The following is a 24,768-nucleotide window of genomic DNA, read 5'->3' on the forward strand; positions in this document are numbered from 1 at the left end:
TTCACCGTCTAACTAAACCAGCCGTGTAAAAACCAAGTTTGCTCTGGCGTGCGAAACACCCACAGCCATTGTTGCTGGGCGTTTTGGGCAATAAAGTAATCGCGCTGGATAGGCGCGCCTTCCCACCAGCCCGTGACAATCCGCTCCGGCCCTTCACGTAAGGTGACCTTACCAATCAGTGGCGTGGGTTGCGGCAACAATAAGCTTGGACGTGGGCGCGTGGGTGCCGAGGCCGTCGGCGTGGCGCGATGGTGATGAGGAACATGTTGGCTGGCCGACTCGGGACGGTGATGATCCACATACGCTAACCGCATGACCGCCTCCTCTCCTAGTCGGGCTGCCAGTGTCGCGACCAACTCATCACGGTTTTGCTCGCCTTGCTGCGCGCTAAAGAGATCGGTTTGTCCAGGCTGATGGCAATCAATTTGCGTGGCGCGCACACTCACTGCCGTCACTGGCTGGCTCACTTGCCATGACGTCAGCCGTAAACGCACCAATGCCATCCAGCGCTCGACGTCTTTCTCGCCATGCGCGGCCATCACCGGCAAGGTTTCTTCACATCCATCACGCAAGCTAAAGCCCAACGTTAGCGCGGGGGTGCAGGCACTACGCTGCTCAAGAAAGCGGCACAGTGCCGAGACGAGATTCTCGATAATGGGCAATAAATGGGCTTGCTCACTAAGCTCAAATAATAAAACCCGTTGCTGAAAAAATTGCAGCGGTGGCTGAAAATAACGCAGCGTCGTCGGCTTATCGCCACTCACTTCAGCAAGATAATCCACCACAGAGCGCGGAAAACGTCGCGTCAGCGAAGCGGTGGGCAAGGCGATAAGCTCACCTAACTGAGAGAGGCCCAGACGCGTAAACTGGGTTTTCACCGTCTCCGGTAAAGGGGCTGCGGTCAACGGCAGTTGCTGCAAAGCCGCCTGTAAGTGCTCAGGATCGGTACTGACCTTGCCCGCGTGGCCATACGCCATCAGCTCGGCGGCTCGCGGCGTTTCGCCCACCCCAGCTTGATAACGAATACCACTTTCCACCAGCGTTTGAGTCACCGCCTGCCATAGTGGGGGAAACCCTTGATATAAGGCCAACATCGGTGACACGTGTAGCCATAAACCTTTAGGGGGATTGAGGCTGATTTCTGCGACCAGCGGATAAAGCTGTGCGGCAAGCTGCTCAAGCGCGGACTGCTCTTTCACCGCGCAATAAGGGTAGACCGCGAGCTGATGACAAATAAGCGCCGCTGCCCCTAATCCCATGCCGGTATTCAAACCGTGCGTGCTAGCCGCCACAGAAAGCTGCACTAAACGGCCTTCTTGCTCGCTGACCAGCCCCACTGCTTGCACCGATGACGGCGCATAAAGGCTATCTAACAACAAGCTTGGGCAATGCAGATACAGCCACAATGACATCACGCTTGCTCCCGCTGTTGCCGTGAAGGAAAGGCAAGCAAATTCTCTGCATTACTCGGCCTGGTCACCAACGCGGGCCATTGCGTGCGCCAATCGAGGGTAAACGGGGCCGGTGGCCATTGGCCGCGACAATAGCGCACCGTGACCGTTACGCCACATGCGGAAGGCGCCAGCGCCACGCTTAAATCAACCGGTAATGTCAATGAGTACGTCTGCTGGCGGCGCAACAGTACCACCGCACATTGGCCATGTTCGGCCGCCAGTTTTAGGCGCTTCACTTGCCCAACCGTGAGCGAAGATGGCCATAACAACACCGCCTGACACGCACCACTGCGCGCAGCTTGCTCGGCGGCCCACAGCGCATCTTGATCGCTTTTGGGGGACACCAACAAGGTGTTGTCTGTGGAGTAGCCTTGCTGATGTAGCATCGCTGCGTTGAGTCCAACCGGTGGACGAATCCACACCACCTGCTGGCCGCTCGCGTGATACAACGCCGGTAACACCAGCCGCAACTCACCGACGCCATAGTCACTGATGATATCCGTCACACCTGGAGACGGAAGCCCGCCAAGGCGCTGATCAAAGGCAGTGTAACCGGTCGCTTTTTTATCGGGTAATTCCGCCATTAACGGCCGCTGACTGGCGCGCCATAGGCCGTGTTGTTGGACTAATTGGTCGAGTGTTTTCATCATTAAAATACCTGTATATATATACAGTATATTTAATGATAAAAACGCTGCAAGGAAAGAAAACAAAAAAGCAGAAAAGAGGAGGATGGTGCATCAAAGAGAAAAAGACATGCGTGACACCGCAGCAGCTTCGGGACGGATGGCGCGCAATCATTAGCCATTGCGGCTAGGGAATAAGTAGGTGCTTTCCCCAGCGTAAAGTATTACCCACTTTACCCGACAGTAAACGGTATTATATTTCGACGATGGGGGTATTAACGGATTGCGAAGAAGCGAGCATCACTTGGTTGCGGCCACGGTCTTTCGCGCGATACATGAGAAGATCAGCGGCATGGATCAACGCATCTAGCTCTAGCTGCTTTATCTCCTCCACCACATCACTGGAAACAATGGCACCAATGCTCACAGTGACACGAATATCGGCGCCGCCAAATTCAAACACCGTGTCCGCAATATCGCAGCGAATGTGGTTAGCCATTTCAATTAAGGCATCTAAATCTTGGGTCGGGCATAAGATGCAAAACTCTTCTCCGCCTAAACGCGCAGCGGCCCCTTTTTTAACACATCGCTTTAAATAGCTCGCCAGATGTACCAGCACCTTATCGCCTTGCATATGTCCATAGGTATCATTGACCTGCTTGAAATGGTCAAGGTCAATCAAAATTAATCCTACTTCCTGCTGGCGGCTCAGCTTGGGTTTTAAGCGGGTAAAGTAGGTTTCGAGCCCACGGCGATTTAATAACTGCGTCAAAGGATCGGTGTTAGCAAACTCTCGCAAACGTGCATTCGCTCGGCGTAATGCGACCGTGCGTTTATACACCATGCGTTTCAGAATAAAGATATAGGTCACCGCGCCTAACAGCACCGACAACACGATACTGGGAATAAGCCAAGCCGGGTAAGCCTCGACGCGCTCGGTATTGATCCACTTTTGCTTGATGCGTAACAGCTCTTCCGCCGGTATGTTACTCATTCCCTCGCGAACTTGCGCGAGCAAGGCTTGGTTGCCTTTGGGCACCGCCGCATAAATCGGGCGTGTGTAAAGGATTTGCTCTGCGACAAACGTCAATGGCTTATCAAAGGTGAGCATATAAAAAWTAGCGACTTGGCTATCCGCCACTAGCGCATCAATCTCACCACTGAAAGCGGCGTCAAATAACCGCTCATTATTGTCGTAAGTCTGTTGTTCAACGTCCGGATAATGCTCGGTGAGATAGCTTGACTCATAACTGCCTGCAACAACACCGACTGCCTTACCGCCGACAAGCGTATCTGTTTTGGTGCCGCGCGCTTCATTGCGGATGTATAACGAACCATCAATATTAAAAATAGGCGCAACAAAATCGAGGTAGTCCTCGCGTTCGGTGGACTTCAATAACCCCGCATGAACACGGTTACCGCCTTCTTTCATATAAGCGAGCGTGTCGGCCCAATCGAGTAACACAAATTGTACGGGCTCATGATTATATTGGCCGTAGGCTTGCCAGAAGTCGACCAACAAGCCTTTTGGTTGGCCATCATCAGACAAGTAGCTGTAAGGCTTCCAGACCGAAGGATGAGTGGCGACTAAAATGTCTTTTTCTTCTGACAGATAGGCGTCGTCAGCCCATGCAAACGTACTCACATACGTGCAGGCCAGGAGCAGCATCCCTGTCAAAAGTCGAAAAGTGCGCGCAAACATTATTAGACAGTCCATTCAAAGAGTCTTGATGGTAGATAAATTCTAAGGGAACGCAAAAGACTTAATAAAAAAGCATGATCCAGTTCAAATTGGAAGCTAGATCACATCAGAAAGCATGCAAATGGCCACTGATGGCCGATAAAAGCAGCAAAAAGGAATACGTCGTATGGTAAAGGTGGAAACATCAACAGAAAGCGTAATCATGATAAAAATATCTTGATTCACCAGTGTGCTGTCATCGGGTTGTAATGATTTAAATCGTCAGCTGTGGTAAATTTACGCGCCCCAAAGGAAGGGAAGACTCATGAGACAGAGCACTATTGAGTGCTTTATTGTCAATGAAGCCTTTATTGCCCGTGATCAACACAGATCACCGCAGACAATCTATACTCACGATCGATAAACAGTGACGTCACCACAGCAACCCTGGCTGCGGTAACGTCATTGCAAAATGCAAAAAATTCGCTTTCACAGCCACTTAAGTAGTAAAAGTGCGTGGTAAAATTACACTTTTCGGTGTGTTGTGAGAAAGCATCAGGCTTATGTTTCAATTTTTGACCGGAGAAATGTGTCGATGAAAAAGACCAAAATCGTATGTACGATTGGCCCAAAAACCGAATCTGAAGAGATGCTTACTCAGCTTGTTGAAGCTGGCATGAATGTCATGCGCCTTAACTTCTCACATGGTGATTACCAAGAGCATGGTACGCGTATCGCCAACTTGCGTAATGTGATGAAGCAAACCGGCAAACAAGCCGCTATCTTGCTGGATACCAAAGGTCCTGAGATCCGTACGGTAAAACTGGAAGGTGGCGACGATGTGCTACTGGAAGCCGGTCAAACCTTTACATTCACTACAGATACCTCTGTTGTGGGCAATAAAGAACGCGTCGCCGTGACCTACGCTGGTCTGCCGCAAGATTTAAAAGCGGGTGATACAGTACTGGTTGATGATGGTCTACTTGAGATGGAAGTACTAGAAACGACTGAAAAAGAAGTGGTTTGTAAAGTACTCAACAACGGTGAGCTCGGCGAAAACAAAGGCGTTAACCTGCCAGGCGTTTCTGTCAGCTTGCCTGCGCTGGCTGAAAAAGATAAATCGGATCTGAAATTTGGTTGCGAGCAAGGCGTTGATTTTGTTGCTGCCTCATTTATTCGTAAGAAAGAAGACGTAGAAGAAATCCGCGAGCTATTGGCGCAAAACGGCGGTAGCGACATCAAGATCATCTCTAAAATTGAGAACCAAGAAGGTGTCGACAACTTTGACGCTATCTTGGAAGCATCTGACGGCATCATGGTTGCTCGTGGTGACCTCGGTGTAGAGATCCCCGTTGAAGAAGTGATCTTCGCGCAGAAGATGATGATCGAAAAATGTAACCGTGCACGCAAGATGGTTATCACGGCGACACAAATGCTAGATTCGATGATCAAAAACCCACGCCCAACCCGCGCAGAAGCAGGTGACGTGGCCAACGCCATCATGGACGGCACCGATGCGGTGATGCTGTCAGGTGAATCGGCAAAAGGGAAGTATCCATTAGAAGCGGTGAGCATTATGGCACAAATCTGTGAGCGCACAGACCGTCAAATGTCTCCAGCCTTAGGCTCTCGCCTTGATAGCGACCGCCTACGTATCACCGAAGCGGTCTGTAAAGGCGCGGTCGATACCTCTCAAAAGCTCAGTGCCCCGTTGATTGTCGTTGCGACTGAAGCAGGTAAGTCAGCGCGCTCAGTGCGTAAGTACTTCCCAACCGCGAACATTGTTGCGGTCACCACTAACCCGAAAACAGCCGCCCACTTGTGTCTGACCAAAGGGGTGACACCTGTGATGATCGAAAGCATCGATAGCACCGATGAGTTCTACCGTCGTGGTAAAACCATCGCGCTAGAGTCAGGCTTAGCGAACAAAGGCGATATCGTGGTCATGGTCTCAGGCGCACTCGTGCCGTCTGGTACCACCAACACCACCTCTGTGCACGTTCTGTAATAAGACGTTTACTGCAGACCTAAGCGGTTTTTACAAACCATCACGCCCCGACTCGTTCGGGGCGTTTTTTTATCACCCGTTCAGTGGCATGATAAAAGAAGGCACAGCAGGAAGCGCAATGAAACCAACCAAAGCACAAGAAGCCATGGCGCATATTTGGGCAGCAGTATTAACCCGCCAGCTCACATTAACACCGAATGCGCACGGCAATTATTCACTCACCGTCGCCACCTTATGCGAGCAACTTGGTTTAACCACAGCAACGGCACGTGATGGCTTGCATTTACTCGCCATGGCGGGACGCATCAGCTACCAACCCCAACTCGGATACCAGTTAATGCCCTTAAGTCAGACAGACTGGCAACCTCTCGCGTCTGGCATACAGGCAATGGTTGGCGCTTTCATGGATAGGCTGCCGCCTCGGTTGGATGAGCCGACCTCATTGACCCTACTGGGTTTACTGCACAGCCTACAGAATCTGCCAGCCAAGGATTATCGTGACGTCGCGGCCGTGGCGCACTGGCATCAGCAGCTTCATTACACGCYCTTTGCCGGGATCAACCCGTATCTCGCAGACGCAATACAGCCGCTTGTCGCCCAGCATTTACGCTACCTCACTCATCCTGATATCGGCTTTGAATTTGCAACCAGTTGGCAGCGCTTAATGCCAGTGTTGCGCGGGCTTGTCTCTGCGCGACCACAAGCCCACAGCCGCGCTTATCAACACTATTGGCTGGGACTAAATACTGTGGTCGGAGACAGGATCGGCACCTTTACCAGTGGACAATTTCTTTGAAGTGGGTTTTTATCAATACCGCTAACGGTACCAAATAGATGGCACTAAACTTGACGGCCATCACCGCCAAGGTCAGGGTGGTAACGCGTACTAGGCACTTATTGATTGTTTGTAGTAATGGGTGACTCATCATCATTTCAGTCTAAAGCGGGAAGTCTGTTCAAAAATCAGGCAATAGTTTACAAATTAATCAATAAATCGCAAGCGCCAATCACGCCTGTTATCATCACCCCCCAACAGGCGGCGACTAAGCTGCTGATTTAGTGTGACTGCAGAGAGCAAGATGACAAAAGCATTGACCATTTTGGATATCGCCCGCTTAGCCGGGGTGGGAAAATCAACCGTATCTCGTGTGCTAAACGATGATCCACGGGTCAAAGACAGCACACGCGAGAAAGTACAAGCCGTGATCGATCAGCATGGCTTTATGCCCTCTAAATCCGCACGTGCGATGCGTGCACAACGCAGTGGCGTCGTGGGGGTGATCGTGGCGAAACTCAGCTCCAATTCAGAAAACACTGCACTGACTGGCCTGCTCAATACCTTGTATGCCAAGGGGTATGACGCTGCCATTATGGAGAGCCAGTTCTCACAACAAAAAGCACAAGCTCACCTCGATGTGCTGAAACGCCGTAATGTCGACGGTATTATCTTTTTTGGTTTTTCTGGCTGTGATCTCAACGCGCTAGCGCCATTCGCCCCTAACTGTGTTGTGCTAGCCGTCGATAGTGATCAATACGTTAGCGTCAGCTATGACAACCAAGGCGCGGTCGCACAAGTGATGGATCACTTTTATCATCAAGGGTGTCGACATATTGCTTTCTTAGGGATTGATGAGCGAGATGAAACCACAGGCCTCGCCCGCTCTGGTGCCTATCAGCGTTTTTGCCAAACCCACCAGATCTCACCACGACTACACCGCTGCGAGATGAGCTTACATGCCGCCTACAACGCCACAGATAGCCTCATCAATACACAGACCGATGCCATTGTTTGTGCGTCCGATACCCTCGCTCTGGGGGTCGCGAAACGCCTACAAACACTTGGGCGAGAAGACGTCGCTATTGGCGGCATTGGCAATCACGACATGCTACGCTTTATGTTTCCACGCGCCGTCAGTGTGGAGCTAGGTTACCACCAAGCAGGGCAACATGCGGCCGACTTGCTACTCAAGCAGCTGGATGACGACGATCCCGTGGTTAGCCACTGGACACAACCTTGCCACCTGGTGACACCCTAACCTTCAACCAACACCAAAAATCAGGCAGTTACAAATTTCTGTGTGATGGTTTTCAAACAATGGGAACGATTCCACTGATAATTGGATTAGTACGATCCATAATCAGTGGGAACGTTACCAATGAATACCCTACAGCAATACAGGATTGCTTATGAGCCAGATAGATAAAAAAGCCATTGACCAATTGGTCACGCATATTGGCGGCAAAGACAACATCGCCACCGTTAGCCACTGCCTAACCCGTTTACGATTCGTGCTAAACGATCCGGAAAAAGCGGACGTGGCTGCGATTGAAGCGCTCCCCATGGTCAAAGGCTGCTTTACCAGCGCCGGTCAATTTCAGGTGGTGATCGGCACCAATGTCGACCAAGTGTACGCCCTACTAGAGGAACAAACCGGGGTGGAAGGCCAGTCAAAAGACGAGGCCAAACAAGCCGCGCGCCAAAATATGAGCCTGACTGAGCGTGCCATCTCACACCTCGCGGAAATTTTTGTTCCCCTTTTACCCGCGATTATCACCGGTGGTCTAATCCTCGGCTTCCGTAATGTGATCGGCGATATCCGCATGTTCGATGGCAAAACCCTGACCGAAATCAGTGAGTTTTGGGCCACCGCTCACGGCTTCTTATGGCTGCTTGGCGAAGCCATCTTCCACTTCCTGCCTGTCGGCGTATGTTGGGCGACGGTGAGAAAAATGGGCGGCACACCCATTTTGGGTATCGTGCTAGGTATTACCCTAGTATCGCCACAGTTGATGAACGCTTACCTTATCGGTAAAGAGATGCCCGAAGTGTGGGACTTTGGCTGGTTCTCAATTGAAAAAGTCGGCTACCAAGCACAGGTGATCCCAGCCATGTTTGCGGGGATGGCACTGGCATTTATTGAAACCCAGTTAAAACGTATTATTCCAGATTACCTTTACCTTGTGGTGGTGCCGTTTGTCGCGCTGCTCACCTCAGTGGTACTGGCGCACACCCTTATCGGTCCCTTTGGGCGTGAAATCGGCAACGGCGTCGCCTTCTTGGCTCGCACGGCGATGACCGGTGATTTCGCCTTTATCGGCGCAGCGCTATTTGGCTTCCTCTATGCACCTTTGGTGATTACCGGTGTTCACCACACCACCAACGCGGTGGACTTGCAGCTGATGCAGGAAATGGGCGGCACGCCTATTTGGCCGCTGATTGCCCTGTCCAACATTGCTCAAGCCTCGGCGGTGGTTGGCATTATTTGGGTCAGCAAGAAAGAAAACGAACGTGAAATCTCTGTGCCCGCGGCGATTTCCGCCTACCTTGGCGTGACAGAGCCGGCCATGTACGGGATTAACCTTCGTTACAAATTCCCAATGCTGTGCGCGATGGTTGGCTCAGCGCTGGCCGCCATTGTGTGTGGTCTTTCCGGTGTGATGGCCAACGGTATTGGTGTCGGGGGCCTACCAGGCATCTTATCTATCCAGCCACAATTCTGGGGTGTTTACGCAGTCGCGATGTTAATCGCCATCTTGGTGCCAATCGCACTCACCGCCTTTATGTATCGCCGCCAGGCCAGCAAAGGCAAATTGGCGGTCGTCTAATTCCCATTCCGTCCGCGGGGAGTACGCTCCCCGCTTTTTTAGCGTTAAGAGAGACATTATGCACGCACATCCCTGGTGGAAAACGGCCACCATCTATCAGATTTACCCGAAAAGCTTCCGTGATACCACACAAACAGGGACAGGTGATCTGCCGGGCATTATCGAAAAACTGGACTATTTTTCGACCTTGGGCATCGATGCATTATGGCTAACCCCCATTTATGTATCACCACAAGTCGATAACGGCTACGACATTGCCGATTATTATGCGATTGACCCCAGCCTAGGCACCATGGACGACTTCGACACCCTGCTCGCCGAGGCGCATAAGCGCGATATCCGCATCATCATGGATATTGTGATTAACCACACCTCGACCGAGCACCCCTGGTTCCAATCAGCGCTGACTGGTAAAGACAGTCCCTATCGCGATTACTACATCTGGAAAGATCCGGTTAACGGCGGTGTTCCTAACAACTGGCAATCAAAATTTGGTGGTAGCGCGTGGCAATGGCACGAACCCACCGGCCAGTATTACCTCCACCTATTTGCCACCGAACAGGCCGATCTTAACTGGGAAAATCCTGAGGTGCGGGCAGCCGTCAAAGACGTAATGGCCTTTTGGGCCGAGAAAGGCGTGGATGGCTTTCGCCTCGATGTGATCAATTTGATCTCCAAAGATCAGTCCTTTCCCAACGATCATCAAGGCGATGGTCGCCGTTTTTATACCGATGGTCCCCGCGTCCACGAGTACTTGCAAGAGATCAGCCGGGATATTTTTCAGCATTACGGCAGCGTCACCGTGGGCGAGATGTCTTCAACCACTCTGGAGCACTGTCAGCAATACTCCGCGCCGGATGGCAAAGAGCTCTCCATGGTGTTTAACTTCCACCACTTAAAAGTCGATTATCCGGGCGGCGAGAAGTGGCGACTGGCGCCGTTTGACTTCTTGGCCCTAAAACAGCTTTTCCGCACTTGGCAACACGGCCTGCATAATCAAGGTTGGGGCGCACTGTTTTGGTGTAACCACGACCAGCCGCGTGTGGTCAGCCGCTTTGGTGATGACCGCCACTATCGGGTCGCGTCAGCTAAAATGCTTGCCACTGCGATTCATATGCAGCAAGGCACGCCTTACGTGTATCAAGGGGAAGAAATTGGCATGACTAACCCTGGCTATCAGCGTATCGATGACTATCAAGACGTTGAGAGTCGCAACATGCACCGTCTGCTGTGCGACCAAGGCATGCCAGAAGGGGAAGTGCTGGCCATTCTGGCGGCACGCTCGCGCGATAATTCACGCACGCCTATGCAGTGGGACAGTTCAGCAAACGCCGGTTTTACCACAGGTACACCGTGGCTAACGCCTGCGCCTAACTATGTTGACGTCAATGTCGACACCGCACTGGCGGATAAAGACTCGGTGTTCTATCACTACAAAAAGCTGATTTCCCTGCGTAAAACCTTACCCGTGATCCGTGAAGGCGATTATCAGGACTTGTTGCCTGACCACCCACAACTGCTCGCCTATCGTCGCGACAATGGCGATAGCCAACTGGTGGTGGTGTGTAATTTTTATGGCGAACGGGTCACGGCGACCTTGCCTCTCGCCCCGGCCCCGAACGCAGACTTGGTGAGCCATAATTACCCAGAAGCCAAGCCCTTAATGCCAGAAATGCAACTGGCACCCTATGAATCCTTGGTGTATTTGATTCATCCCGCTTAACCGACACAAAAATGGCACGCCTTGGCGTGCCATTTTTCTTTCAACGGCCAGTGGCTTTGGTTACTGACGCAACGCTCGCTCGCCGCGTGCGATGCCAACCACACCGCTGCGTGCCACCTCAATGATCTCGGTAATCTCACCGACCGCGCGAATAAAGGCATCTAACTTGTCACTGTCACCCGTCAACTGCACGGTGTAGAGCGAGTGCGTCACATCCACAATCTGACCGCGGAAAATATCGGCGGTGCGTTTTACCTCCGCGCGGGCAAAGCCGCTGGCTTTCACCTTCACCAACGCCAGCTCGCGCTCAATATGATCGCTTTCAGTCACATTGCTTACTTTCAGCACATCAATCAGCTTGTGCAGGTGCTTTTCGATTTGCTCGCGGTCCGCGTCACTCACCACCGAGGTGGTGATATTCAAGCGCGATAAGGTTGCGTCATCCGTCGGTGACACCGTGAGTGATTCAATGTTGTAGCCACGCTGAGAGAATAAGCCCACCACGCGCGACAAGGCACCTGGTTCGTTTTCCATTAAAACCGATACAATACTGCGCATTAGGTTCTCTCCGTTTTGCTCAACCACATTTCATTCATCGCCCCACCGCGTACCTGCATCGGATAAACGTGCTCGGTTTCATCAACATTGATATCGACAAAGACCAAGCGATCTTTCATCGCTAAGGCTGCCTCTAAGCCCGCTTCCAGCTCGGACGGGTGATTAATGCGCATCCCCACATGACCATAGGCCTCAGTGATCGCAGCAAAGTCCGGCACCGAGTCCATATAAGAGTGCGAATGGCGGCCTTGGTAAATCATGTCCTGCCATTGTTTGACCATTCCGAGGAAACGGTTGTTGAGGTTGACGATCACGACCGGAATGTCGTATTGCAATGCCGTCGACAGCTCCTGAATGTTCATTTGAATACTGCCATCACCGGTGACACACACCACCTGCGCGTCCGGTAGCGCAAACTTCACCCCCATGGCGGCGGGTAGCCCAAAGCCCATGGTGCCCAAGCCGCCGGAGTTAATCCAACGACGTGGTTTATCAAACGGATAATAGAGTGCCGCAAACATTTGATGCTGCCCGACGTCTGAGGTCACATACGCCTCGCCATGGGTGAGGCGATACAAGGTTTCAATCACTTGCTGGGGTTTAATCCGCTCAGGATCAGCGACATATTGCAAACATTGGCGCTCACGCCAAATCTGAATATTGTGCCACCAGGTGCTGATCGCATCGCTGTCGTTATTGCCACCTTGCTCCACCAGCAATTTGAGCATGCTATTTAATACCGCATCCGCCGAGCCGACGATGGGAATATCTGCGGCCACGGTTTTAGAAATGCTGGAAGGATCCACATCAATGTGCATGATGGTGGCATCGGGACAGTATTTTTCTAGATTGTTGGTGGTACGATCGTCAAAACGAACACCAATACCAAAAATCAGATCGGCTTGGTGCATCGCCATGTTCGCTTCGTAGGTGCCATGCATACCCAGCATACCCAGCGCGTGATCATGGGTGCCGGGAAACGCCCCCAGGCCCATCAATGTGCTAACGACGGGGATGTTTAGACTTTCTGACAACTGGCGAATTTGCTCGCCGCAGTCGGCCATGATGGCCCCACCACCGACGTATAGCACCGGCTTTTTCGCTGCCAGTAGCGCTTTTAAGCCACGTTTGATCTGACCTTTGTGCCCTGACGTGGTCGGGTTGTAAGAGCGCATACGCACACTATCAGGGTACTGATACGGATGCTTTTGCGCCGGATTCAGCATGTCTTTGGGGATATCCACCACCACAGGGCCGGGACGTCCTGTCGCGGCAAGATAAAAAGCTTTTTTTACAATATTGGGAATATCTTCGGCGCGCTGGACTAAAAAGCTGTGTTTGACCACCGGGCGGGAGATCCCCACCATGTCACACTCTTGGAAGGCATCATTACCAATCAGGCCGCTCATGACTTGGCCAGAAAACACCACCATGGGGATCGAGTCCATATACGCGGTGGCAATGCCGGTAATGGCATTGGTTGCCCCTGGGCCTGACGTGACCAGAACCACGCCCACTTCCCCCGTGGCACGCGCATAACCATCGGCCATGTGTACCGCGGCTTGTTCGTGGCGCACCAACACATGGTCGATATCACTTTTTTCGTGTAATGCGTCGTAAATATCCAGTACCGACCCGCCTGGATAGCCAAAAATATGTTTTACGCCTTGATCGATCATGGAGCGCACGATCATCTCGGCACCGGATAACATTTCCACTCTACGCCTCCCTGTTTGCATAGTTAGGACTTACTTTTAGCCTAATCCTGCCCCTTACTCTTGGATGTACTGGTGGTCACTCACCACGCGGACATCTGAACCAAATACTGGCGGTAAGGCGGCGTTAGATTGTCACTTGGCCTGCTTCGGATGAAGCTGCAATCAATGTAACGTTTTATTTGCAAAACTGTCTATTAGCTAATCAGTATTTACATTTTTAATCTAAATGTTGAGTTAATGTTGCTGGTTTACGCTGACCACGGGGGAGGAAATTGGAAACATCCACTATAAAATCGACACTTTGCCAGATTTGCTATTCAGGCGTGGGGAGGAAAAAGGGGGAAAAGGCATACAAATAACGAAAACAAAGGAAGATTCTCAGCCATGAGAAACCTTCCCCCGCTTTGATGCACCAGGACTAACGTTGATACATGGTGTCAATGTGATGTTGGTAACGTGAAAGGATCACTTTGCGGCGCAGTTTCATGGTCGGCGTGAGCTCGCCACTGTGCATGCAAAAGCCCTGTGGCAACAAGGTAAAGCGTTTGACTTGCTCAAATTTGGCCAATTCATGTTGTAAGCTCTGCAAACGCTTTTCAAACAAGGCCACGACATCGGCGTGTTTTAGCAGCTCTTTGCGATTTTGATATTCGATATTGGCCGCCCGCGCCCACTCTTCTAAGGCATCGAAGCAAGGTACAATCAAGGCCGATACAAAATGACGCGCCTCGGCCACCACCGCAATCTGATCGATAAAATGATCGCGCACCAAAGCGCCTTCCACCCGCTGTGGTGCGATGTACTTACCGCCTGAGGTTTTCATCAACTCTTTGATTCGGTCAGTGATAAATACGTTGCCCTTGGCATCAAGATACCCCGCATCGCCGGTTTTCAAAAAGCCATCCTCGGTAAAGGTGGCGGCAGTCGCATCAGGCTGATTAAAGTAACCCCGCATTACCATCGGCCCACGGACTTGAATTTCATCGTCCGTCCCAATTCGCACTTCTGCCCCTGGCATCGGATGGCCAATCGATTGGGGATCAAAGCGGGTATCGTCCCAGCAAGAGACCGTGGCGGTGGTTTCGGTCATGCCATAACCGAGCTTGACGTTAATGCCTATCGCGTGGAAAAACGCGCCGATTTCGGGGTCAAGACGCGCCCCACCGCATGGCATCAAACGCATCTTGCCACCTAGTAGCGCACGTAACTTACTGAGCACCAGCTTGTCGGCCAACGCCAATTGCCATTGCTGACACCAAGACGGAGACTGGCCGGTGCGTAATTGCGCAGCATGACGCTCACCTTGGCGCAGTGCCCATCGGAATAAATGGGGTTTGATCCCTGTGGCCCGACTGAGTTTGTCGTGGATAGCGCCATGGATTTTTTCATAAAAACGCGGTACCGCACACATTACCGTCGGTTTGACCTCGGCCAATGCATCACGCACCTGAAGCGGGTTGGAGAGATAGCAATTGACCGCCCCGCGGTGAAGGACGTAATAGCTCCATGCGCGCTCAAACACATGAGAAAGCGGCAAAAAGGCCAAAGAGACATCATCGGGGCTTAGTGCCAATACTTGATCGTGCACATCCAACTGCGCCGCCACATTGGCATAATCCAGCATCACGCCTTTCGGATCGCCCGTAGTACCGGAGGTATAAATCAAGGTGGTCAGATCGTCCATGCATCGTCCGTCAATGCGCGCGTCTAACTCGGCTTGATAGCCGCGATCGTCTTGCAATAGCCAGCTGGCCCAATCCCACACCTTGGGATGCGCGGGAACCGCCGTCTCTTGACTTAGGGCAACCACCCCTTTGACGTTGGGGCAGTGTTCAAGGGCAGCAACCGCGCTCTCCAGTTGTTCGTCACCGGCAAAAATCCACTGCACGTCTGCATCATTGATAATGTGTGCGGCTTGCTGGGCGGTGCTAGTTGCGTAAATCGGCACAGGTACGGCGCGAATTTGCAACGCGGCATAGTCCAACATTGCCCATTTTTCGCTGTTCGGCGCAAAAATGGCGACGGTTTGCTGCACCTGACAGCCAGCGTTGAGTAAGCAGCGTGACAGCTGATCGATGCGTTCGCCTAGCTGGCGCCAACTAATGCTTATCCATTGCGTGTCTTGTTGGAAGCGGATTGCTTCGCGTTCATTTTGGGCGGCAATCTGATCGCGAATGCGCGTGACGATATGGTTTTGGGTGTTCACGGAGTCTCTCTTGGCTCGCCGTTTGGCGAACACATGTACGCTCAATAATGACAGCGAGTTTACCGAGCGCACCATCAAACTCAAGAGAAATTGAGTGAATGCTCTAGCAAAAATGTAAAAACGTGATTCAGCCTTGTGGAAGCAGCTTATCGGCGCGCGCCGCACATCGCACTACCGAATCAAGCGTTGCAACCTGAGTGGGTGTGGATCCATGCGCATTGATGAGCGATTAAAGTCCAAAATCGACTCCTCAACCGTTTCTGGATAGTCAACCTGAGCCCATAGATGGTGAAACAGGCTACGTGTCTGACTTAACTCTCCTTTTACCAGCCACTCCGCCAATGCTTGAGCAACATCTGGGTACCCAATCGCGCCCACCGCCGGTGCCTGCAGCCATTCACGTACCGCGCTCGCATTCAAGCTATCCATACTGTGTGCTAGCCCAAGCTGAGAAAGTGTTGCGACATTACTCAACTGTTCAAACTGACCAGACAATGGCTTTAAAAGGAGCTTTTTCCCTAAACTTAATGCCTCCGATGGAAGCTCAAATCCCCCATTTGCGATCACGCCCTGGCACTGATGCAGCGCCGTGTGAAAGCTTTCTTTGCCTAAGGGCATTAGCGTAAGGTTTTCACGTTGGTAGGGGGCATTAACCTCGGGGTGAAAGCAGATAAAAGGCTGGCTAAAGCGCAACAGCAGCTCACTGACTGCAGATAAAGATTCAAAGGGGAGATACACCAGCACCGCCCTCTCCGAAGTGGACGATGCCACCGCTTTATCCACCGGAGTGGTATCAATAATTGGGGGTAAAATCGGTTGGTTAAAGTGATACCAATGCAAGCCAATGGCATAGTCGGTTGGCGCAAAATAACGCATGATAATGCGATTGATCAGCGTTTCCCCATGTTTGGGCACCGCGTGAGAAAACGCCGCTTGGTGGCTGATGGCCACCGATGGCACCCCTTGCCGGCGCGCCGCCCACGCACTGATGGGTTCAAAATCAGAGATGACCTTATCGTAGCCTGATACATCAAGCTGGCGAATATCACGTCGTAGCTGTGTAAAACGATTGTGTCGCGCGGTGGCTAACATATCAATTTTGCCATCACGACTGACAAAGCTCATGCCGGTAAACGTGCGATAGTCACCAAATGGCGCCATATCAAAATAACGCTCGGCTGGCCGCCCAGAAAAAACAAAATCGACCTCGACATCATATCCGGCCAAGGCACGAGCCATGGCGCGGGCTCGCGATATATGCCCGTTACCGGTTCCCTGAACACCGTATAAAAGCTTCATTAAATACCTGTTATTCCGTAAAGATCGAAAGTGATACTGTGTGCCAACGTCGCGCACAGCAGCCCTAACCCAGCGCCAACCACGATATCGCTCACAAAGTGCACGCCCAGTAACACGCGCGAAATACCGATTAGGCTGGCCCAGATGAACACCAAAAGGGTTAACGAAGGAAAAAAGGTGCTCAGCAATGAGGCCATGAGAAAAGCCGCGGCCGTGTGGCCTGATGGCATACTGTAAAGATCGGAAGGCGTGATAAAGGCAGGTAACTGCGAAGGACGTGCGCGCCGAAAGCTGCGTTTAAGTACCCAATAGATCGGGAGTTCGATGGCAAAAGCCGTCAATCCTGTGAGCAAAAACCAGAGCCCGACCGCCTCATGAAGCCACCATGCAGTAAAGCCAATCACCAGATAGAGTGGCCCGTCACCTGAACGGGAAACGGCACGGGCTATTTTCGCTGTGCCAGCGCTAAAGCGGTGAGATAAACACAGTGTCGACACCGTGTGGTCGAAGCGTTGAATCGCGGTAAAGCTTCTCATCCTGCCTCCCAATGCGGCGAGCTGATGGTTAAACTCTAGTCAGCCGGTATGACAGGTCGGTGACGTTATTGGGTCATCTCGATGAATTTACGTCGCCGCTTGAGCTCAGGCACGTTGGGACAAGTAAAAATAATGAAGACTGGACAAAGCCGCGCCAGAGCACAGTACAAAAATCTAACTTTTAGTTTTAAAACCAGTTTAATTAACCAGTTTTTTACCATTATATTGCGCAGAAAACGGGTTTTGTTTTTTTCAGATTGACGCTTTCCCCATCGCTCTGTTATTTCTGGTAACAGAATATTTACTGACGGACATCAGCATGACACTGTTTCACCTACGCCTCATCCTCCTCCTTATCGTGACCCAGTCGCGCGGGTAGGTTTTGGGCAGAAAACAGTGAATGCCAAATCTCAAAAACCCGCGCCAGACGCGGGTTTTTTTGTATCTAACGTCGCCAAAATAATATCAAGCGCCAATTAAAGAGCCCTTCAAGGCGGCCAAGCAAACACAACAGGGAGTCACCCATGAGCGAGAACAGCCAAGTCATTCTGTTTGATACCACCTTACGCGACGGCGAGCAGGCGCTGTCAGCAAGTTTAACCGTCAAAGAGAAATTGCAGATCGCCCAAGCCTTGGACCGCTTGAAGATAGACATTATTGAAGCCGGTTTTCCGGTCTCCTCACCGGGCGATTTTGAATCCGTGCGCACCATTGCCGAGCACATGCAACATGCACGTGTCTGTGCCTTGTCTCGCGCGGTTCCTAAAGACATAGATGTGGCCGCCGAATCCCTCAAAGCCGCTGACGCCTTTCGTATCCACACTTTTTTGTCCACCTCAACCATCCATGTCAAAGATAAGCTTCGCCGCAGCTACGATGACGTGGTCGAGATGGGGGTACGCGCCGTTAAGCATGCACGCCAATACACGGACGATGTGGAGTTTTCCTGCGAAGATGCCGGGCGCACCCCAATAGATAACTTGTGCCGTATGGTCGAAGCGGCGATTGATGCCGGTGCGACCACCGTCAATATCCCAGATACGGTGGGTTACACAGTGCCGAGTGAATTCGGCGATATCATTGCGACCTTGTTTAACCGCGTACCGAATATCGACAAAGCCGTGATCTCTGTCCATTGTCATGATGACTTAGGGATGTCGGTGGCCAACTCTATTGCCGCGGTTCAAGCCGGCGCTCGCCAAGTGGAAGGCACTATCAATGGCATCGGTGAACGTGCGGGGAACTGCGCGCTGGAAGAGATTGCGATGATCTTGAAAACCCGCGCTGACTTGTTAGGCGTAGAAACAGGATTGAACCACACCGAAATTGCCCGCACCAGCAAGTTAGTTAGTCAGCTTTGCAACATGCCAATCCAACCCAATAAAGCCGTGGTCGGTGCCAATGCCTTTAGCCACTCCTCCGGCATCCACCAAGATGGCATGCTGAAAAACAAAAACACCTACGAAATCATGACCCCAGAGTCGATTGGTTTGGGCAAAAAGGCGCTTAATCTGACCAGCCGTTCCGGCCGTGCCGCAGTGAAAAGCCACATGGATAACCTTGGCTACGACCAACAAGATTACGATTTAGACACCTTGTATCAATCTTTCTTGCAGCTGGCAGATCGTAAAGGTCAGGTGTTCGATTATGACTTAGAAGCCTTGATGTTCTTCAACAACCTCAAAGAAGAGGACGACTTCTACAAGCTGAACTATTTAGGCGTGCAATCCGGCAGCCTAATGGCGACCACCAGCATCAAGTTGCAATGTGGCGACGAAGAGAAACGCGAGGCGGCGATTGGTAACGGCCCCGTCGATGCCCTTTATCAGTGCATCTACCGCATTACCGGCTATGACATTGAACTGGATAAATTCGATCTGACCGCCAAAGGGGAAGGAGAAGATGGTCTCGGCCAAGCCGACATCATTGCTAACTACAAGGGCCGTAAATATCACGGCACCGGGGTGTCGACCGACATTATCGAAGCCTCAGGTGAAGCGCTACTGCATGTGATCAATGCCATTTATCGCGCCGACAAAATCGCCCAGATTAAGGAACAATCCCACTTAAAACAGGAGACAGTATAACCATGGCCAGCGCACATCAGATTGCTATTTTGCCCGGTGACGGTATCGGCCCCGAAGTCATGACGCAAGCCGAGAAGGTGCTTGATGCGGTTAGCGAGCGATTCTCACTCACTTTGGAACGTCACCACTATCCTGTGGGCGGTGCCGCGATTGATGCCCATGGCTCGCCGCTGCCCGCACAAACCTTGGCTGGGTGTGAAAAAGCCGATGCAATTTTATTTGGTTCAGTGGGCGGCCCAAAGTGGGAGCATTTACCGCCAACCGAGCAACCGGAGCGCGGTGCCTTGCTGCCATTGCGCAAACACTTTGGGCTGTTCTGTAACTTGCGTCCGGCACAAATCCACACTGGTCTCGAAGGCTTTTGCCCGCTGCGCGCCGACATTGCCGACAAAGGCTTTAACATCGTGGTGGTGCGAGAGCTAACCGGTGGGATTTACTTTGGTGAGCCCAAAGGACGTGAAGGTGAAGGCCGCGAGGAAAAAGCGTTTGATACGGAAGTTTATCATCGCTATGAAATTGAGCGTATCGCCCGCATTGCCTTCCAATCGGCTCAGTTGCGTAATAAGCAAGTGTGCTCAATCGATAAAGCCAATGTGTTGCAAAGCTCAATGCTATGGCGTGAAGTGGTGGAAGAGGTGGCCAAAGACTATCCGGATGTCCACTTGAGCCATATGTATATCGACAACGCCACCATGCAGCTGATTAAAGACCCGTCGCAATTTGATGTGATGCTGTGCTCGAATATTTTCGGTGACATCATCTCCGATGAGTGCGCAATGATCACCGGCTCAATGGGCATGCTGCCATCTGCGAGCTTGAACGCGAGTAAATTTGGTTTGTATGAGCCCGCCGGCGGCTCTGCGCCCGATATTGCGGGTAAAAATATCGCCAATCCAGTGGCGCAAATTCTCTCCGCCGCGCTAATGTTACGCTACTCGTTAGGCGAAGAAGACGCGGCCTGTGCGATTGAGCATGCGGTCAGCCAAGCACTGGCGGCCGGTGAGCTGACCGCTGATCTGGCGGGCAACCATCCTGCCCTCAGTACCGAACAAATGGGCGATCGTATCGCCGCCTATATCCGCCAAGGCGCAGAATAATTACCCGTAAGGATACGAGCTATGTCGAATGCAAACACCCAGCAAGGCGCCAAGACCTTGTACGAAAAAATTCATCAAGCCCATATTGTCACCGAGCAGCCCGGCGAAGCGCCGCTGCTGTATATCGACCGCCATTTGGTGCACGAAGTGACCTCACCACAAGCCTTTGATGGCCTGCGGGAAAAAGGGCGTCCGGTACGCCAAGTGAGTAAAACCTTCGCCACCATGGATCACAATGTCTCCACCGAAACCAAAGACATTAACGCGTCAGGAGAAATGGCGCGTATCCAAATGGAAACACTGGCCAAAAACTGCGAAGAGTTCGGTGTCACCCTGTATGACTTGAATCACCCTTACCAAGGCATTGTGCATGTGATGGGCCCCGAGCTTGGTATTACCCTGCCCGGCACCACCATCGTCTGTGGTGACTCCCACACCGCAACCCACGGCGCTTTTGGTGCACTGGCCTTTGGCATTGGTACCTCAGAAGTCGAGCACGTGCTGGCCACCCAAACGCTCAAGCAATCCCGCGCCCGCACGATGAAAATTGAAGTCACGGGCAAAACCGCCCCCGGGATCACTGCCAAAGATATTGTCCTAGCCATTATTGGCAAGGTCGGTCATGCCGGCGGCACCGGGCATGTGGTGGAGTTTTGCGGGGACGCAATCACCGACTTGTCGATGGAAGGGAGAATGACGGTGTGCAACATGGCAATCGAATTAGGCGCCAAAGCTGGCCTGATCGCCCCGGATGACACCACCTTTGCCTATTTAAAAGACAAGAAATTTGCCCCGAAAGGCGAGCAATGGCAGCAGGCAATCGCCTATTGGCAAACCTTGCATTCGGACGCCAATGCGCAGTTTGATCGCGTGGTCACCCTCGATGGCAGTCAAATTCACCATCAAGTGACCTGGGGCACCAACCCCGGCCAAGTGGTCAGTGTGCATGATACCGTGCCTGCCCCAGAGACAATGAACGATCCGATTGAACGTCACTCGGCAGAACGCGCATTAAAATATATGGGGCTGACACCCGGTCAAGCCATCAACCAAATCCGTATCGATAAAGTCTTTATTGGCTCTTGCACCAACTCACGGATTGAAGACATGCGTGCGGCCGCTGCGGTTGCCAAAGGGCGACGTGTGGCAGAGGGCGTGCATGCCATGGTGGTGCCAGGCTCAGAGCAAGTGCGGGCACAGGCGGAGCAAGAAGGGCTGGATGTGATTTTCCGCGAAGCGGGCTTTGAATGGCGCTTGCCCGGCTGCTCAATGTGTTTGGCGATGAATAACGATCGCTTGGGCCCCAAAGAGCGCTGCGCCTCCACCAGTAACCGCAACTTTGAAGGGCGTCAAGGCCGTGAAGGCCGCACCCACTTGGTCAGCCCAGCCATGGCCGCAGCGGCGGCGATTGCGGGCCATTTTGTCGACGTTAATCAATTATAAGGAGGCCTTATGTCAGGCATACACACTCATACCGGCATTGTTGCCCCGTTGGATGCGGCGAACGTCGATACCGATGCGATCATTCCCAAGCAGTTTTTGCAAAAGGTCACCCGCACCGGCTTTGGGCAGCACCTGTTTCACGATTGGCGCTTTTTAGACGATGCGGGCCAGCAACCGAACCCCGAGTTCGTGCTTAACCAAGCACGTTACCAAGGCGCGAGCGTCTTGCTCACCCGCGAGAATTTTGGCTGTGGCTCATCCCGCGAGCATGCGCCTTGGGCGCTGGATGATTACGGGTTTAAAGTGATTATCGCCCCCAGTTTTGCCGATATTTTCTATGGCAACTGCATTAATAACCAAATGGTGCCGGTGACCCTTGAAGAAGGCCAAATCGATGCTTTATTTACGTATGTGGCAGAAAATGAAGGCGCGACTGTAACGCTAGATTTGCCCGCCCAAACCATCCGTGCCGGTGAACACTGCTTTGCCTTCCAGATGGATGATTTTCGCCGTCATTGCCTGTTGGAAGGGTTAGATAGCATCGGTCTGACGTTGCAGCACGAAGCCGATATCTCACGCTTTGAAAAACAAATACCAGACTTTTTGGTGTAATACGCCCTCCAAGAACGCCAATAAGCGCGGTGTTACCCGTACTTATTGGCGCTTCAACCCATTTTTCCATCCTCAATGAAACCAACCGCTGACTCGCTTGGTCTAGTCTCAAAGAAGGTTTGATCGCATTAAGGACTGGCAATGCAAAAACATTTTATACTTCTGCTCTGGTTAGTGTTTCCGCTCATCAGCCAAGCCGCGCCCAAAGCGGATTACTGGGCAATGTGGGATGCCCATAACCCTGACAGCCAAGCCACGTTTACCCATCACAGCTGGCAAGTGTTACTCGATAAGTATTTGCAATCTCAGGGGCAGCACACCTTATTTAACTATGCCGCGGTCACGGATAACGACAAAGCAACCCTCGACCATTACATTGACATGCTCACCGCGCGCGACCCACGTACCCTGACCAAAGACGAGCAATACGCGTATTGGGTTAACCTCTATAATGCGGTCACGGTAAAACTGATTATCGCCGAGTACCCGGTCCGTTCCATCACCAAACTCGGTGGGCTATTTAGCTTTGGCCCTTGGGATGATGAAGTGGTTACCGTCGCTGGCGAGCCGCTCACTTTAAACGATATCGAACACCGGATTTTACGCCCGCTTTGGCAAGATCCGCGTACCCACTATGCGGTCAACTGTGCCAGCCTTGGCTGCCCTAATCTTCAGCCACAAGCCTTTCAAGCCAGTGCACTTGATGCACAGCTCGAGCACGCCGCCTATACCTTCATTAACAGTGATAAAGGCGTGAGTCAGCAAGGGGAAAAATGGCAACTTTCCTCAATTTATGAATGGTTTGAAGCTGACTTTGGTGGCGATAAGCAAGGCGTGATCGCTCACATAAACCAGTATCGCGATATTCCATTGCCACAAGAGGCAACATTGGAATACGACTACAACTGGGACCTTAACCAACTCGGCAACTAAAAGGCTTGGTTAACCCTAAGCCAATCAGTACAATACCACCGTACTCATTGGGGAGCCTCACGGCTGAGATTGCGCACTGCGCTAGACCCATCGAACCTGATCCAGCTAACACTGGCGTAGGGATTGAGACTTGATGTTGCCATCAACTTGCCTCAACACCCACGCCCAACTTAGGAGCGTGCTGTGAAAGTTTTTACCTCTGTTCTCACTCTGGTTTCTTTATCGCTATTATCACTCGGCGCCCGCGCCGCGGACCCGCTTACTGTCTATACCTATGACTCCTTTATTGCTGAATGGGGGGCGGGGCCTAAAATTAAAGCGAAATTTGAACAGCAATGCGATTGCCAGCTTGAGTTTGTGTCTCTCGACGATGGGGCCGCCTTACTTAATCGCCTGCGCATTGAAGGAGAAACCACCCAAGCCGATATCGTACTCGGTATGGATACCAACTTAATGAAAGAAGCCGAGCGCAGTGGGATTGTTGCCGAGCACGCGGTCAATACCGAGCGCCTGCAAGTGCCTGGCGGGTGGGATAACAAATACTTTATCCCTTACGATTACGGCTATTTTGCCTTTGTGTATGACACTACTCGTTTGCTCGACCCACCCAAAAGCCTCAAAGCCTTGATTGAGGAGCGCGATGACATCAGTGTGATTTACCAAGATCCGCGCGTATCAACGGTCGGCCAGGGGCTAATGCTTTGGATCCAAAAAGTGTACGGCGATAATAATCAACAAGCATGGCGCGATCTTGCCGATAACACGATCACTGTGACCAAAGGCTGGACCGAAGCTTACAACATGTTCCTCAATAAAGAAGCGGACATGGTGCTCTCTTACACCACCTCGCCGGCTTACCACTTAGTGGCCGATGAAGACGATCGCTTTGCCGCCGCCATGTTTGAAGAGGGGCACTATATGCAAATCGAAGTCGCCGCTAAATCAGCCTATACCGATCAGCCGGAACGTGCGGATGCGTTTTTACAATTTATGCTCAGTGATGCGGCACAGTCGGTGATCCCAACCACTCAGTGGATGTATCCGGTCACCGATGTCAACTTGCCTGATGCCTTCTACACCTTGGACAAACCGCAAGAGAGCTTGCTGTATCAGCCTGATGAAGTGATGGGCAATCGCCAGCAATGGGTGCGTGACTGGCAAACCGCGCTGGTTGAATAGCC

General features: G+C 52.0%; 19 protein-coding genes and 1 riboswitch. Of the genes, 11 read left to right on the forward strand and 8 right to left on the reverse strand.

What is annotated here, in order from left to right; all coding sequences use genetic code 11:
* Positions 1-8: 8 nt before the first annotated feature.
* From BZG23_RS05385 to BZG23_RS05395, 3 genes are all read right to left on the reverse strand, one after another.
* Complete coding sequence (locus tag BZG23_RS05385; protein ID WP_046074249.1) at positions 9-1,412, reverse strand: Y-family DNA polymerase; 1,404 nt, start codon at positions 1,410-1,412, stop codon at positions 9-11.
* Entirely contained in the window at positions 1,412-2,104 is a 693-nt protein-coding gene (gene imuA, locus BZG23_RS05390; protein WP_046074250.1) for a translesion DNA synthesis-associated protein ImuA, read from the reverse strand. The genes BZG23_RS05385 and imuA overlap by 1 nt, the downstream gene beginning before the upstream one ends.
* A 229-nt stretch (positions 2,105-2,333) precedes the next feature.
* Complete coding sequence (locus BZG23_RS05395) at positions 2,334-3,725, reverse strand: transporter substrate-binding domain-containing diguanylate cyclase (protein WP_198532115.1); 1,392 nt, start codon at positions 3,723-3,725, stop codon at positions 2,334-2,336.
* A 631-nt stretch (positions 3,726-4,356) separates the two neighbouring features.
* Between BZG23_RS05395 and pykF the strand changes: the two genes are divergently transcribed.
* The 5 genes from pykF (at position 4,357) to treC (ending at position 11,098) form a co-directional block, all read left to right on the forward strand.
* Positions 4,357-5,769, forward strand: a complete 1,413-nt coding sequence (gene pykF, locus BZG23_RS05400; RefSeq protein ID WP_077578786.1) for a pyruvate kinase PykF — start codon at positions 4,357-4,359, stop codon at positions 5,767-5,769.
* 118 nt (positions 5,770-5,887) lie between these two features.
* Complete coding sequence (locus tag BZG23_RS05405) at positions 5,888-6,565, forward strand: hypothetical protein (protein WP_077606372.1); 678 nt, start codon at positions 5,888-5,890, stop codon at positions 6,563-6,565.
* Positions 6,566-6,848: 283 nt separating this feature from the next.
* Positions 6,849-7,805 (forward strand): trehalose operon repressor TreR, encoded by a 957-nt coding sequence (gene treR, locus BZG23_RS05410; RefSeq protein ID WP_077606373.1) that lies wholly within the window; start codon positions 6,849-6,851, stop codon positions 7,803-7,805.
* Between the two features lie 151 nt (positions 7,806-7,956).
* On the forward strand, positions 7,957-9,375 hold the full coding sequence (gene treB / locus BZG23_RS05415; protein WP_046074254.1) for a PTS trehalose transporter subunit IIBC: 1,419 nt from the start codon (positions 7,957-7,959) through the stop codon (positions 9,373-9,375).
* 58 nt (positions 9,376-9,433) lie between these two features.
* Positions 9,434-11,098, forward strand: a complete 1,665-nt coding sequence (gene treC, locus BZG23_RS05420; RefSeq protein ID WP_077606374.1) for an alpha,alpha-phosphotrehalase — start codon at positions 9,434-9,436, stop codon at positions 11,096-11,098.
* Between the two features lie 60 nt (positions 11,099-11,158).
* Here treC and ilvN read toward each other — a convergent pair whose 3' ends face one another.
* From ilvN to BZG23_RS05445, 5 genes are all read right to left on the reverse strand, one after another.
* Positions 11,159-11,656 (reverse strand): acetolactate synthase small subunit, encoded by a 498-nt coding sequence (ilvN, locus tag BZG23_RS05425; protein ID WP_046074256.1) that lies wholly within the window; start codon positions 11,654-11,656, stop codon positions 11,159-11,161.
* On the reverse strand, positions 11,656-13,374 hold the full coding sequence (locus tag BZG23_RS05430; RefSeq protein WP_077606375.1) for an acetolactate synthase 3 large subunit: 1,719 nt from the start codon (positions 13,372-13,374) through the stop codon (positions 11,656-11,658). Before BZG23_RS05430 ends, ilvN begins: the two co-directional genes overlap by 1 nt.
* A 418-nt stretch (positions 13,375-13,792) precedes the next feature.
* Positions 13,793-15,580 carry an AMP-dependent synthetase/ligase gene (locus tag BZG23_RS05435; RefSeq protein WP_241837185.1) on the reverse strand — a complete coding sequence of 596 codons (1,788 nt, stop codon included), beginning with the start codon at positions 15,578-15,580 and terminating at the stop codon, positions 13,793-13,795.
* 171 nt (positions 15,581-15,751) lie between these two features.
* Positions 15,752-16,879, reverse strand: coding sequence for an MJ1255/VC2487 family glycosyltransferase (locus BZG23_RS05440; RefSeq protein ID WP_077606377.1), 1,128 nt, complete (start codon positions 16,877-16,879; stop codon positions 15,752-15,754).
* Positions 16,879-17,415 carry a phosphatase PAP2 family protein gene (locus tag BZG23_RS05445; RefSeq protein WP_046074260.1) on the reverse strand — a complete coding sequence of 179 codons (537 nt, stop codon included), beginning with the start codon at positions 17,413-17,415 and terminating at the stop codon, positions 16,879-16,881. The genes BZG23_RS05440 and BZG23_RS05445 overlap by 1 nt, the downstream gene beginning before the upstream one ends.
* A 524-nt stretch (positions 17,416-17,939) precedes the next feature.
* On the opposite strand from BZG23_RS05445, the gene leuA reads away from it, so the two are divergent.
* The 6 genes from leuA (at position 17,940) to thiB (ending at position 24,766) form a co-directional block, all read left to right on the forward strand.
* Entirely contained in the window at positions 17,940-19,502 is a 1,563-nt protein-coding gene (gene leuA / locus BZG23_RS05450; protein ID WP_046074261.1) for a 2-isopropylmalate synthase, read from the forward strand.
* A 2-nt stretch (positions 19,503-19,504) separates the two neighbouring features.
* Positions 19,505-20,599 (forward strand): 3-isopropylmalate dehydrogenase, encoded by a 1,095-nt coding sequence (leuB, locus tag BZG23_RS05455; protein WP_046074262.1) that lies wholly within the window; start codon positions 19,505-19,507, stop codon positions 20,597-20,599.
* Positions 20,600-20,620: 21 nt separating this feature from the next.
* The gene (gene leuC / locus BZG23_RS05460; RefSeq protein WP_077606378.1) at positions 20,621-22,042 is read left to right on the forward strand and encodes a 3-isopropylmalate dehydratase large subunit; all 1,422 of its coding nucleotides are present in this window, start codon (positions 20,621-20,623) and stop codon (positions 22,040-22,042) included.
* A 9-nt stretch (positions 22,043-22,051) separates the two neighbouring features.
* Positions 22,052-22,654, forward strand: a complete 603-nt coding sequence (leuD, locus tag BZG23_RS05465) for a 3-isopropylmalate dehydratase small subunit (protein ID WP_077606379.1) — start codon at positions 22,052-22,054, stop codon at positions 22,652-22,654.
* 141 nt (positions 22,655-22,795) lie between these two features.
* The gene (locus tag BZG23_RS05470; protein WP_077606380.1) at positions 22,796-23,587 is read left to right on the forward strand and encodes a DUF547 domain-containing protein; all 792 of its coding nucleotides are present in this window, start codon (positions 22,796-22,798) and stop codon (positions 23,585-23,587) included.
* A 38-nt stretch (positions 23,588-23,625) separates the two neighbouring features.
* Positions 23,626-23,727, forward strand: a riboswitch (TPP riboswitch).
* A gap of 43 nt (positions 23,728-23,770) precedes the next feature.
* Positions 23,771-24,766: a thiamine ABC transporter substrate binding subunit gene (thiB, locus tag BZG23_RS05475; RefSeq protein WP_077606381.1), complete on the forward strand. Its 996-nt coding sequence runs from the start codon at positions 23,771-23,773 to the stop codon at positions 24,764-24,766.
* Positions 24,767-24,768 lie beyond the last annotated feature (2 nt).

The sequence above is a fragment of the Salinivibrio sp. ML290 genome, from assembly GCF_001995695.1.
Classification (GTDB): domain Bacteria; phylum Pseudomonadota; class Gammaproteobacteria; order Enterobacterales; family Vibrionaceae; genus Salinivibrio; species Salinivibrio siamensis.